This is a genomic window from Dactylosporangium sp. NPDC005555 (genome assembly GCF_040605635.1).
Classification (GTDB): Bacteria; Actinomycetota; Actinomycetes; order Mycobacteriales; family Micromonosporaceae; genus Dactylosporangium.
In genome coordinates, this window is the sequence record NZ_JBEXDG010000009.1 from 108,984 (window position 1) to 119,376 (window position 10,393).

Annotated in this window: 16 protein-coding genes and 1 riboswitch; of the genes, 6 read left to right on the forward strand and 10 right to left on the reverse strand. The window is 72.6% G+C overall.

Annotation, left to right across the window (positions count from 1 at the left end):
- Window positions 1-236: 236 nt before the first annotated feature.
- Window positions 237-1,418 (forward strand): GAF domain-containing protein, encoded by a 1,182-nt coding sequence (locus ABZS58_RS12875; protein ID WP_354780737.1) that lies wholly within the window; start codon window positions 237-239, stop codon window positions 1,416-1,418.
- A gap of 149 nt (window positions 1,419-1,567) precedes the next feature.
- Here ABZS58_RS12875 and ABZS58_RS12880 read toward each other — a convergent pair whose 3' ends face one another.
- Both ABZS58_RS12880 and ABZS58_RS12885 read right to left on the reverse strand, forming a co-directional pair.
- Window positions 1,568-2,053, reverse strand: a complete 486-nt coding sequence (locus tag ABZS58_RS12880; RefSeq protein WP_354780739.1) for an ATP-binding protein — start codon at window positions 2,051-2,053, stop codon at window positions 1,568-1,570.
- A 146-nt stretch (window positions 2,054-2,199) separates the two neighbouring features.
- Complete coding sequence (locus ABZS58_RS12885) at window positions 2,200-2,718, reverse strand: hypothetical protein (protein ID WP_354780741.1); 519 nt, start codon at window positions 2,716-2,718, stop codon at window positions 2,200-2,202.
- 115 nt (window positions 2,719-2,833) lie between these two features.
- Between ABZS58_RS12885 and ABZS58_RS12890 the strand changes: the two genes are divergently transcribed.
- The gene (locus tag ABZS58_RS12890; RefSeq protein ID WP_354780743.1) at window positions 2,834-3,097 is read left to right on the forward strand and encodes a hypothetical protein; all 264 of its coding nucleotides are present in this window, start codon (window positions 2,834-2,836) and stop codon (window positions 3,095-3,097) included.
- On the opposite strand, the gene ABZS58_RS12895 is transcribed toward ABZS58_RS12890, so the two are convergent.
- On the reverse strand, window positions 3,043-4,020 hold the full coding sequence (locus tag ABZS58_RS12895) for a WYL domain-containing protein (RefSeq protein ID WP_354780745.1): 978 nt from the start codon (window positions 4,018-4,020) through the stop codon (window positions 3,043-3,045). The genes ABZS58_RS12890 and ABZS58_RS12895 overlap by 55 nt on opposite strands.
- 63 nt (window positions 4,021-4,083) lie before the next feature.
- Here ABZS58_RS12895 and ABZS58_RS12900 point away from each other — a divergent pair, with 63 nt between their 5' ends.
- Window positions 4,084-4,932 (forward strand): hypothetical protein, encoded by an 849-nt coding sequence (locus tag ABZS58_RS12900; RefSeq protein ID WP_354780747.1) that lies wholly within the window; start codon window positions 4,084-4,086, stop codon window positions 4,930-4,932.
- A gap of 24 nt (window positions 4,933-4,956) precedes the next feature.
- Window positions 4,957-5,172, forward strand: coding sequence for a zinc-ribbon domain-containing protein (locus tag ABZS58_RS12905; RefSeq protein WP_354780749.1), 216 nt, complete (start codon window positions 4,957-4,959; stop codon window positions 5,170-5,172).
- Window positions 5,173-5,182: 10 nt separating this feature from the next.
- On the opposite strand, the gene ABZS58_RS12910 is transcribed toward ABZS58_RS12905, so the two are convergent.
- From ABZS58_RS12910 to ABZS58_RS12935, 6 genes are all read right to left on the reverse strand, one after another.
- Window positions 5,183-5,521, reverse strand: coding sequence for a hypothetical protein (locus tag ABZS58_RS12910; RefSeq protein WP_354780751.1), 339 nt, complete (start codon window positions 5,519-5,521; stop codon window positions 5,183-5,185).
- A 66-nt stretch (window positions 5,522-5,587) separates the two neighbouring features.
- Window positions 5,588-5,887: a DUF2470 domain-containing protein gene (locus ABZS58_RS12915; protein WP_354780753.1), complete on the reverse strand. Its 300-nt coding sequence runs from the start codon at window positions 5,885-5,887 to the stop codon at window positions 5,588-5,590.
- A 13-nt stretch (window positions 5,888-5,900) separates the two neighbouring features.
- The gene (locus ABZS58_RS12920) at window positions 5,901-6,572 is read right to left on the reverse strand and encodes a biliverdin-producing heme oxygenase (RefSeq protein WP_354780755.1); all 672 of its coding nucleotides are present in this window, start codon (window positions 6,570-6,572) and stop codon (window positions 5,901-5,903) included.
- 111 nt (window positions 6,573-6,683) lie between these two features.
- Window positions 6,684-7,433 carry a CbtA family protein gene (locus tag ABZS58_RS12925; RefSeq protein ID WP_354780757.1) on the reverse strand — a complete coding sequence of 250 codons (750 nt, stop codon included), beginning with the start codon at window positions 7,431-7,433 and terminating at the stop codon, window positions 6,684-6,686.
- Between the two features lie 15 nt (window positions 7,434-7,448).
- The gene (locus ABZS58_RS12930; RefSeq protein WP_354780759.1) at window positions 7,449-7,664 is read right to left on the reverse strand and encodes a CbtB domain-containing protein; all 216 of its coding nucleotides are present in this window, start codon (window positions 7,662-7,664) and stop codon (window positions 7,449-7,451) included.
- Between the two features lie 37 nt (window positions 7,665-7,701).
- Window positions 7,702-7,834, reverse strand: a riboswitch (cobalamin riboswitch).
- Window positions 7,835-7,933: 99 nt separating this feature from the next.
- Window positions 7,934-8,545: a hypothetical protein gene (locus ABZS58_RS12935; protein ID WP_354780761.1), complete on the reverse strand. Its 612-nt coding sequence runs from the start codon at window positions 8,543-8,545 to the stop codon at window positions 7,934-7,936.
- A 73-nt stretch (window positions 8,546-8,618) separates the two neighbouring features.
- On the opposite strand from ABZS58_RS12935, the gene ABZS58_RS12940 reads away from it, so the two are divergent.
- Entirely contained in the window at window positions 8,619-9,017 is a 399-nt protein-coding gene (locus ABZS58_RS12940) for a hypothetical protein (RefSeq protein WP_354780763.1), read from the forward strand.
- A gap of 42 nt (window positions 9,018-9,059) precedes the next feature.
- On the forward strand, window positions 9,060-9,464 hold the full coding sequence (locus ABZS58_RS12945) for a hypothetical protein (protein ID WP_354780765.1): 405 nt from the start codon (window positions 9,060-9,062) through the stop codon (window positions 9,462-9,464).
- A gap of 4 nt (window positions 9,465-9,468) precedes the next feature.
- Here the strand turns inward: ABZS58_RS12945 and ABZS58_RS12950 are convergent, their stop codons facing one another.
- Complete coding sequence (locus tag ABZS58_RS12950) at window positions 9,469-9,921, reverse strand: hypothetical protein (RefSeq protein ID WP_354780767.1); 453 nt, start codon at window positions 9,919-9,921, stop codon at window positions 9,469-9,471.
- Window positions 9,922-10,393 lie beyond the last annotated feature (472 nt).

Genomic DNA, 10,393 nt, shown 5'->3' on the forward strand with positions numbered 1-10,393 from the left:
CCTCGTCTCCCGAGGCGGCGCCAAACGCAACCGGCTGTTCATCGCGGCCGAGACCAGCCTGTATTCGCTGGTCACGGGTGTCACGGGCACGCACCCGACCAGGCCGGGAGGCCGCCCCTGGCAGGACCCCGGCGGCCCGCCGGATGCGGTCCCCCTGCGGCTGCCCGCTCCGTACCGTAGGTTGGTGCGGCTTCGTGCGTTCCACGCGAAGGCGGATGGATGAGAGGCAGCACGGCATGACTTCGGAGGACCTTCGGGCGCTGTTCGGGCAGTCCATCGCCCTGTTCGCGTCGCTGCGCGGGCCGGAGCACCTGGTGGAGACGGCGAACCCGGCGTTCTCCGCCGTCGCGGACGCGCTCATGGCCGGTCCGGGCTTCGTCGAGCTGCTGGATGAGGTGTACCGCACAGGCGAGCCCCGCACCGACCGCGACGTGCGGATCGAGCTGGACCTGCGGGAGGCGTTCTTCGACTTCACGTGTGAGCCGCGCCGCGACGCCGCCGGCGACGTCACCGGGATCCAGGTCGTCGGCGTGGAGACCACCCAGGTCAGGCACGCCCAGCGGCTGATGGCCGAGCATCGCGTCCTGCTCGAGCAGATCGCCCGCCAGGCGCCGTTGACCGAGGTGCTCGACGGGATGGCCCGCTCCATCGAGAGCCTCGCACGGCAGGAGGTCCTCGTCTCCGTCCTGCTCGCCGACCCCGACGGCCTGCACCTGCGCCACGGCGCCGCCCCCAGCCTGCCCGGCTTCTACAACGCGGCGATCGACGGCATCGCCACCGGCGAGGGCGTCGGCTCCTGCGGCACCGCCGCCCACCGGCGCGAACCGGTCATCGTCACCGACATCACCACCGACCCGTTCTGGGCCGACTTCCGGGACCTCGCCGGCAGGGCCGGGCTGGCCGCCTGCTGGTCCACCCCGATCCTGGCCCGCGACGGCGGCCTGCTGGGCACGTTCGCCATGTATCACCGCACGCCGCGCGTCCCGCAGGACGCCGACCTGGCGCTCGCCCGTGTCTTCGCCGGCACCGCCGCCCTGGCCATCGAGCGCCACCAGATCGAGCAGGCGCAGCTGGCCGCCGAGGCGCGCGCCAAGGCGGCCCACGACGCCCTGGCCAAGGCCGTCGCGGCGGAGCGCGACCTGCGCGCCGCGGCCGAGGAGCGGGCCGCGGCCGCCGCGGAGCTCGCCGCGCAGATGCGCACCGCCGCCGAGGCACAGGCTCCCGCGCCCCACCCGACCCACTGCCAGCTCGGCGGCTCCGCCGGCTGCCCGGCCCCCGCCGAGCTGAAGATTGCCGACTCGTGGGGCGACGCCGCCTGGGGCTGCCCCGCCCACGTCGAGGAAGCCATCATGAACGTCCGGTCCGTCTTCATCGCCAGCGAGGACCTCGGCGGCCTGGCCGCCTACGTCAATCGCTGACCGGTGTCGCCCGGGTGCACGGGCAGCTCCAGCCAGACGCATTTGCCCGGCCCGGTGTGGCTGCGGTCGACGCCCCACCGGCTCGCGAGCGCCTCGATCAGCGTGAGCCCGCGACCGTGGTCCGCCGAGGACCTCGGCGGCCTGGCCGCCTACGTCAATCGCTGACCGGTGTCGCCCGGGTGCACGGGCAGCTCCAGCCAGACGCATTTGCCCGGCTCGGCGTGGCTGCGGTCGACACCCCACCGGCTCGCGAGCGCCTCGACCAGCGCGAGCCCGCGACCGTAGTCCGCGTCCGGCGGCACATCACGGACGATCGGCGCCTCCGCCCCGCCGTCGCGGACGCTGACCCGCAACGCCTGCCCGACATGCCGCAGCTCGACGGCGGTGACACCCCCACCGTGCACGAGCGCGTTGGTCACCAGCTCGCACAGCAACAGCTCGGTGTCGTCGTGCAGATACCGGCGGGTGCTCCGCCCGACCAGCGTCGGCAACGCCGCGCGCAACCAAGCCCGCGCCCGCCCGACCACACTGACGTCCCCGCCGTCGCTCGGCCGCCACACGAGCCGCGTCGCCACGCCGGCACCGTGCACCGGACCGGCGCGCCCCGAGCCACCGGCCCCCAGATCGTCCACCATGACCTCGCCCCTCCTCCGCGTGGTGCGATCCGGAGGTGGTACCCGCCACGATCCCACTCAAGCGGAATTCGCCCCAGGCACAACGCAGTGGCAGGTCTTCACCACCGCACGCGTCAGGCGGGCGAACAACGTCAGGCGGGCGGCGGTCAGGCGGTCAGTGCGGGGCAGTACTTCGTGGCCTCGGTCGTGGCCTTGTCGAGGGTTGCTTCGAAGTCGCTGTTGGCGAAGTTGTCCGCGGCCAGGATCTTCGAGAAGGCGGTGACGAAGTTCCGCAGTGCGGCCTTGGCCTGCGGGTCCGCGGCCTTGGCGAGCTCAGCGTCGACCGCGGTGTCGAGGCGGTCGATGACGACCTGGCCCTTCGCCTTGGCGGTCGCGAGGGCGGCCTTGTCCTCCTTGACGCTGGCCATGATCACCTCGCCGAGGATGGCGGTGAGCTCTTCCTTCTCCTTGTCGTATGCCGCGATGACGGCCTTGCACACGGCCTCGGTGTTGGCCTTCACGTCGGCGGGCTGGCTCGCGGCGGCGCTCGCGCCGGCGGCAGGGGCGGAGGCGACGGCGGACGGGGCGGACGAGCCGGCTGCGGACGTCGAGCCGGGGTCCGAGGAGCAGGCCGCGGTCAGCGCGACGACAGCGGACAGGGCCAGGATGATGCGTCGCAGCTGCATGTGGTCGGTGCTCCCAGTCTGATCTTCCTACCAAGCGACCAGAGCATACTGGCGACCACCGACATTTCCCCGCCCGTGGTGCGGTGTACCACAGGGGCGCGTACGCTCCCCGCTCGTGACTGTTGACATTGCAGCTGAGACCCCCGGCGACGTTGAGGCCGAGGAGACCGTCGGTGAGCTGAACGACGGGCCGTCGGTCATCTACACCGCTTACTTCACGGCCGCGGAGGAGCTGGTCGAGCACATCCGGGCCGCGGACGTGCTCAACCTGGGCTTCCGGGTCGAGTCCTACCTGGTGACCCCGGACGACGCGGCGGACGCCAGTCAGATCGAGTTCGAGTTCACCCTGCTCAGCGAGCTGCCCGTTCGCGGCGAGTAGAGATCTGCCACTGCCTGCGCGGCGGTCCGCAGGGCATCGCGGACCGCCGGCGGGTCGAGCACCTCCACCCGCGTGCCGAGCCCCAGCAGGCTCCCGACCGCGTGCGACGGCCCGGCGAACGCGAGCCGCACGTCAGCGGCGCGGCCGTCGTCGGACGGGTCCAGGTGACGGGCGAGCAGCCGGCGCACCATGGCGACCGCGTCCGGCGCCGCCGCCACGACGACGGACAGCGCGCGCGGCCGCACCTCCACCCTGTCCCGCAGCATCGCCCAGGCCGCGTCCAGGTCGAAGTCGGCCGGCAGGACCGCCGGCGACGGCAGCGCCGTGCAGGACCGCACGCGCGACACCCGCACCAGCGCGGGCTCCGACGTGATCAGATACCAGATCCCGGCCTTCGCCACCAGGCCGGCGGGCGCCACCGTGCGCTGCGAGCGGGAGCCGTCGCTGTCCTGGTAGTCGAGTGACAGGCAGACGCCACGCAGCAGGGCGTCGTGGATGCGGGGGAGCAGGGGCACGGGCTCGCCGGCGCGCATCCACGGGTCGACGTCGACGATGACGTGCCGGCGGCCCTGGGACAGCCCGCCGCGCAATGCCTGTCCGCCGGCGCCGGTGATCTTCTCGATGGCCGTGTCGAGGGCGTCGCCGAGGCCGAGCTCGCCCGCGAGGCGGGACTGCCCGACGGCCAGGCCCGCGCCTTCCGCCCGGCTCAGGTTGGCCAGGCCGGACCGGTACGTGTCGAGCAGCCGGATTCCTCCGCCGCGCCCTTGTGCGGTGTACACCGGGATCCCGGCGGAACTCAGCGCCTCGACGTCGCGCATGACGGTCCGCACCGACACCCCGAGCCGGGCGGCCAGGTCCGGAGCCGTTGCGAGCTCGCGGGCCTGCAGGAGCAGGACCAGTGACAACAGGCGATCGGCGCGCATCCGCCGAGACTATCCGCGAAACATGACAGCAGGTGTCTTGTTCAAGAGTCCATGCTGCGGGGCATGGAAGCGCACATCACCGGCCCGTACGACATGGCCAGGCAGAGCGAGTACTTCGGAGGCTGGATGCGGCCGGTCGGCGACGACCGCACGATCATCATGGCGTTCCCCGTCGAGGGGTGGACCCACTCCGCCGCCGTGCTGCTGCGGCAGACAGGACCGGACACCGTCACCGGGCAGGGGCCGCAGGACGCCTGGCGCCAGGCCCTGGCGGTGCTGTCCCTCGACGTCGACGGCAGCGGATACGCGCAGGTCGGCGAGCGGGACCCGGTCATCGGCGAGCTGCAGCGGCAGCACGCGCACGTGCGGCCGGTGCTGTTCCACTCGCCGTACGAGGCGGCCTGCGCCTTCATCATCGCGCACCGGATGCGCATCGAGCAGGGCCGCGCGATCCGGCAGCGGATGGCCCGCGAGCACGGTGAGGCGTTCGAGGTCGGCGGCGTCACCGTGCACGCGTTCCCCGCACCGCAGCGGCTTCTGCGCATCACCGACATCCCGGGCGTCGACGACGAAAAGGTGCGCCGCCTGCACGGCATCGCGGAGGCGGCCCTCGAAGGCCGGCTCGACCGTGCCCGGCTGCGGAGCCTGCCGGTCGGGGAGGCCCTCGCCGACGTGCGCCGGCTGCGCGGCGTCGGCGACTACTTCGCCACCGCGATCGTGATGCGCGGCGCAGGCCTCGTGGACACGCTGCCGGGCGACGAGCTCACCATTTCGGGCATGCGCCGTCTGTACAGCCTGCCGGCCACTCCCTCGGCCGCCGAGATCGCCCGCGTGACCGACGCCTGGCGGCCGTACCGGATGTGGTGCTCGGTCCTCGTGCACGCCTCGGAACGCCGCGCCCGGCAACGGTAGACGGCGTGCCGCTACGATGGCCGCGTGGTGATCTTCGGCTGGGGCTGGCGGGTGAAGCACCTGCGCACGCTGACCCTGCGCTGCCCGCACTGCGGCAACACGGTGGCGCACCCGCTGTACAAGCGGACCCTCAAACTCTCGTTGTTCTTCATCCCGCTGATCCCGCTGCAGGTCAAGCACACCGTCCAGTGCACCGCCTGCGCCAACCAGCGCGACGTCGACCCCGCCCGGGTCCACTGAGGGCCCGGGCTCAGTACCCGAGGTCCACCGGCAGCAGCCACCAGCAGGCGGGCAGCAGCACCAGCGGGGTCAGGACGGCGCACACCAGGACGGGCACCGCCCACCTCGGCCCGCGGAGCCTCCACAGGGCCGTGACCCCGAGCGCGGACAGGGCGACGGCGATCAGGCCCGCCCCGCCGAGCAGCAGCCCGTACAGGGCGAAGAAGAACCACAGGTAGTAGAGCCAGTGGCTGGCCAGCTGCACGCCCACGACGAGGGTCCAGCCGCCGAACGTCAGCAGGAGCGGGACCGCGACCTCCCACCACCGCCGCCGTCCGGTCCACCCGGGCACCTGCTCCGCCGGCCACATCCCGCCATCATCCAACGCGCCGCCCTCGCCCGCCGCCCCTTGCCCCGCCGCCCCGCCGCCGGTGGGTCAGTGCCGGGCGGGCACGCCGAGGGCGGCGCAGGCGTCCTGGTACATGCGGACGACCTCGGGACGCACCTCGGCCCGGGCGGTCAGCGGGCGGGCGAACGGCACCCGGACCTCGACGGGCGCGCCGCCGACCGTGGCGGTGAAGTCGATGCCGTCACCGTCCATGCCGGTCATGGCGGCGGCCGTCGCGGACGGCTGCCCGCCGAGCGAGCGGCAGATCAGCAGGCTGTCGGCGGCGTGGTCGTCGTTCATGTGCCGGCGGACCGCGTCGATGACGTCGGCGGTGAACGGTTGCCCCATCGTGGATGCTCCTTCAGGCGGCCCGGGACGACGTGCCGCCCAGGGCCAGGTCGTGCAGGACGTCGATGTTCAGCCGGTACGCCACCAGCACCTCGTCCAGGACGCGGCGGCGCTCGTCCGGGGACCACGCGGCGGCGTCGAGGGTGTCGCGGTACTGCGCCTTGAACGCGGCAGGGCTGCCGATGCCGTCGAACTCGTAGAACCTCGTCCCGGTGACGCCGGGCAGCCCGTAGGCCTTGCGGACCGCCGCCGCGATGAACCGCCCGCCGGACAGGTCGCCGAGGTAGCGCGTGTAGTGGTGCGCGACGAACCCGCCGGACCAGGTGCGGCACACGTCGCGGAGCCGGTGCACGTAGCGGATCGTCGCCGGGACTGGTGCGCTGCGCGTCTTCCAGTCCTCGCCGAGGAGTGCGTCCAGGTCGGCCTCGAGCGCCGGCAGCCGGGTGAGTCCATCGTGGACGAACGCGCCGGCGACCGGGTCGTCGCGCATCGCGTCGGCGGCCTGCTCCAGCGCGGCGTAGATGTGCCAGTGCTGGGCGACCATGGCGGCGTAGCAGGTCAGCGGCAGCGTCCCGGCGACGAGGTCGTCGAGGAACCTGGACCGCTCGGCGTCGCGGTGCACGCCGCCGGTGAGCGTGCGCACCGCGGTGGAGAACGGCCCCGCCTGCATCTCGTCCGTCGACACGGTCGCCTCCTCGGAGATCGAACTCCAGGTTAGGCTAACCTAATTCGATGGTGCTGAGAAGTGGCCGTGCGGCGGAGCCCGACGGCCCCGCCGCACGTGGAGACCACAGGATCAGACGGCGACCGGCTGCGCGGCGACCGCGGTCGCCGCACGCTGGCTGCGCTCGGTGAGGTACCCGAACAGCAGGCCGAGCGTGGCCCAGTTGACCGCCTGCGTGCCCAGCGAGGCGAGGCGGAACTTCCACAGCAGGATCGGGGCGAACCCGTCCGGCACCTCGTTGACCGCAGGCAGCAGCGCGATCGCGATACCGACGACGACCACGCCACCGACGACCGCCGCCGTCGCGGCGTTCCAGGTGCCGTAGCGGGCCTGCAGCGACCGGGTCACGACGGCGACGCCGATCACGGTCGCGACCCCGATGACGATCATCAGGAAGAACAGGCCGGTGCGCTGCTGCAGCGTGTCCGGGTTGCCGGTGGCCGGCGGGTTGGCCGGATACTTCAGGAACGGCACGAGCGCCACCCCGACGAACCCGGCGAGGGCGACGAGCCCGGCGGTCGCCCGGGCGCTGATCCGCCCGATCCGGCCGAGGGTGATCGCGACAACGATGGCGAACAGGCCGCCGAGCGCCACCCCGTACACGACGGAGGCCGTGGCAAGACCGGCGGTGCTCTGCACGCCGCGGCTGACGAGCTCGTGCTCGTGCTCACCGGCGGGCAGCGGCGCGGCGTGGGCCTCCTCGAACGCGATCGCGTCGTTGATCGGGCCCTCGCCGAACAGGTAGGCGAACAGGAACGCGGCGACCCCGGCGACGGCGCCGGCGATCATCCCGCGGACCAGGAGGGTGCGGGCGTTGAGCATGTCGGCTTCCCCGTCTCAGTGGCAGGGGAAGCCGAGCAGGTGCCGGCCGTCGTGGACGAACTCGTGCACGGTCTCACCGGCGATGACGGACGTGATGCCCTGCTCGGCGCCGACGAAGTAGAGCAGGACGACGGCGAGCACGACGCCGAACGTCGCCCACGGCAGGATCTGCCGCAGCGGGATCGGGGCCGGCGCGGCGACCGGGGTGGGAAGAGCCGAGATCGATGCCATCTGTGCAGCCTCCTGCGGGATTTCGCGTCCCATCGAGCGTTGTCGTGACAGTGGCCGGGTCTGACTCCCACGGGTGCGTGGTTACAGCGGCGCGACCGTGCCGGGCTTGCACCGGCTTCCGTTCACTGTCACGTTTCGTTTCGGACGGTACGGACGGCGTACCGGTGTGTCAATCGAAGCGACCCCCGCCGGACCCCTGCGGTGCTGATCAGCGGGGGTGCGGCGAAACGCGAAGGTGATCAACTTCTCGCGGGCAGGGCGGTCGACGCCTACCGCGGGGTGCCCCCGGTCAGGGCCGCGACGAGCTCGTCCGCGCGGCGGGTGAGGAACACGCCCGTGAGCAGTGCCAGCTGCGACAGGTCGGCGAAGTCGATCACGACCCGGCCGCGCTGCAGGAACCTCCCCTCGCGGCGGGCCCGCAGCACCGCCCCCCGGGGCACCTCCGCCCGCAGCCGGAAGCCGCGCAGGTCGTCGGTCATGTCGGCCAGGACGAGCCGCCGGTCCGTGACCACGCAGTGGACCATGGTGGCGTCGCGGATACCGCGGTCGAGGCGGGCCGCGCACGAGTCGTCCCCGCCGGTGACGGCCGACCCGCCGATCGCGCGTTCGACGTCGAGCCGGATGACCGAGTCGGCGCCGACGAGCACCGCGACGACCCGCTCCCACGCCTTCTCGGGTGAGGGCTCCGGCTCGGCCCGGTAGGCGGCCGCCGCCGCGTCCCTCACCCCGCGCGGCAGGGCGGCGAGCAGCTGCTCCATCTCCCGCGGCGAGCGCTGCAGCCGTTCGGCGCCGAACGCCTTCTGGCAGTGCACCGCCGCCAGCAGTACGTCGTCGCCGGCGAGGTGCTCCAGCTCGGCCCGGTGTGCCTTCAGCGCGTCCACGCCGCGCATGCTATCCACGTCCGTTCATCCGCGCGGCCCCGTCCACCGGGGTCGCGGATGGTTCAATGCCGACGTGACGGAGATGACGGCGGCGGGGCCCGCCCGGCCGAGGCGGATCAAGGTGCTGGTCCTGCTACTGCTGTTCCTGGCGGTCAGCGCACTGATGTGCGCGTTCACCGCCGACGAGGGGCCCTACTCCGGGCTGCCCGCGTGGACGTACGCGGTACTGGGCTTCGCCTACCTGGCCGGTGCGTGGGCGATGTGGCGGGCGCGGCCCTGGGTGTGGTGGACGCTGCTGGTCGTGTACGGCGGCAGCTTCGTCCACGCGCTGTTCGACGCGTGGGCGACCAGCACCGTCGAGGCGACCTTCTGGTTTCTGCTGTGGCGGGCGGCGTTCCTCGTCGTCCTGCTGGGCGGCCGGACCAGGGCATGGTTCGGAATCGATCTCTGGTTCGGCGCGCGGGAGGCGTGACGAGCGCTGCCGGGGACGCGCGGTCACGATAGTGTCAGCGGTGTGGGCGTCATGATGGACTACTTCGCCGCCACCGCGCAGGAGCTCGCCGCGCTGGACTTCGACGCCGGCCCCGCCGGCAACGACTGGCCGTATGTCGACTGCAAGGGCTGGATTCTCGAGGTCGAGGAGTTCGCCGCGGAGATCGACGGCCGGGACCCGAGTGAGTTCGGCAGGGACGAGCCGCTCGGCGGCATCCCCGACGCGGAGTTTCTGGGGCCGTGGACGGCCAGGATCAACGCGGAGCTCGTCGACACCCTCGCCAGGATCGGCGACGGGCAGATCCGCGACTACGCGGACGAGTATCTGCTGGAGGCCTGGGAGGCGGAGCGGCTCGTCGCCCTCGCGGGGCTGGCCCGGTCGGCCGTCACCGAGGGCCGGGCGCTCTACTCCTGGTCGTCGGTGTAGGCGGTCACCGCGGGGCGGGTGCCTGCTCCTGGTCGTTGCTGTAGGCGGTCACCAGCAGTGCCCACAGGCGGTCCCGGACCTGCGGCGGCAGCCGGTGCCCGAGCTCCCGCCGGCGGATCAGCACGAAGCCCTTCGGGTCGCGCGGCCGGCCGGTGCGCACGAAGTCGACCGCCTGCGCGGCGAGCAGCGGGTCGGGCCACGAGCCGGCGGGGGCGTCGCGGATCGCGGCGGTCGCCTCGGCCGTGCGCTCGTCGACGCGGTCGATCAGTGCGTACTCGTCGGCGTCGGTGGGCCAGCGCTGCGCGCCGAGGTCGATGTCGCGGAAGTCCACGTCGACGAGCTCGGCGTCGGAGAAGTCGTTGCCGCGCCACTCGTTGCTGTCCCGGCCCGGCGGTCCGGTCCACCCGTCGCCGGGGGCGCCGCAGAAGACGGTGTGCCACACCCGGCCGCGGAACACGCAATCGACGAATTCGGCGCATTCGGTGTCAAGCTCGCGGATGCGGGCATGGTCGAACAGGCAGCCTTCGAAGCGCGCATCACCGAGATATGTGTTGCCCAGCGGAAACCTGGTGCGTCGGAAGGTGCAGTCGACGAACCGCGTCTGGCCCTGGTGCCCGACGCTGAACTTCCCGAATGTCGTTTCCGTGAAGTTACATCGCAGGAAAGACCCGCCATAGGCGCCGAAAGTGTCGAACGAACGACCGGAAAAGTCGACGTCGGCCAATTGCACGTGACGGTGTTCCACGCGAAGCAGATCCACAAGTTGGACGTTACCAGCCGTCCGCGCATGCGGCCGGAGTCCGATCCCGGACGGACCGCCGGCGGCCGCGGCCGGCGCCGTCCGGGGTGCCCGCCGGGGAAGGTTTTCGCAGGCCACCGGCGGGTCGCGGGGGCGAGTGGCCCGCTCATCGCCGGGCGCGAGGCGGTGG